Genomic DNA, 917 nt, shown 5'->3' on the forward strand with positions numbered 1-917 from the left:
TTCGGAGGGGACTGCGCTATCAAGCTGTCCCCTGAGGGCGTAATACCACTCACAGTAACTATTGGGTAATTGCTACAGGTTAAACAAAATCACAGCCATGCTGCTGATTTCTTTAACCCTAGTGCTAACTTGTTAGTTACTTAGACAGGCATAATCAAATAAGATGCGTTGTCTATGATATTCAAAAGTAAGCATATCTCAAGGCTTAATGTGACCTTTTATAAGATCTTGTTCATTACATCGCCAATTTGAACGCTGGACGCCAAATTCGGCTGATCAATCGTCAATTCTGCTTCTTGTTCATAGATGCGGGAGACCGTCAACGTGATCTCGCTTTGCGACACTTTATTACGTGGCAAACCCTTTTGATCGATGAATGATGCCGTGTGCCACAGTTGCAGTTTGTCACCTTCTTTTACGCCGTGCATGCGGCCCAGATCCATCGTGACGGTGTTGCCAAAAACGGCCACCACTTCCGGTAGGGTAATCTTGCAAGACAGTTCGGCCTCGAGGTCTAACATGATGTTGCGGCTGACGCGTAGCATCATTTCGCCATAGGTCGATGCCCAGAAACGTGCGCTGCGAGTGTCCACTTGGCTGGTTTTGGCGAATGGCCAACGCGCGACTTCGCGGTAGGCTTTGTTGAAGACTTCATGGCCTGTCTTGCCATCGAAGACTTTCATCTCTAAAGCAAACTGACGGTTAATGATGTCGTCTTTTAAGAGTTGAGATTCAATCGTTGCCGTTAAGTCAGTAATCACGCCGCCAATAATGTATTGTGCGCCGTTGTCTTGCGCAATCATTTGAGTGCGAGCTGGATAGTTGCTGCTGATTGAGTAGTCTGTCGTGCCAACAGAAACGAAGCTGCGCGAGGTTTGATCCAATTGGCGATTAACGACTTTGCTGAAATCGTCACC

1 protein-coding gene is annotated in these 917 nt (G+C 47.1%); it reads right to left on the reverse strand.

From position 1 onward, the window contains the following. Nucleotides 1-218: 218 nt before the first annotated feature. A partial coding sequence (locus R7Q46_RS25595; protein ID WP_318078001.1) for a FlgT C-terminal domain-containing protein occupies nt 219-917 on the reverse strand: 699 nt, incomplete at its 5' end.

Source organism: Vibrio sp. 811 (assembly GCF_033339195.1).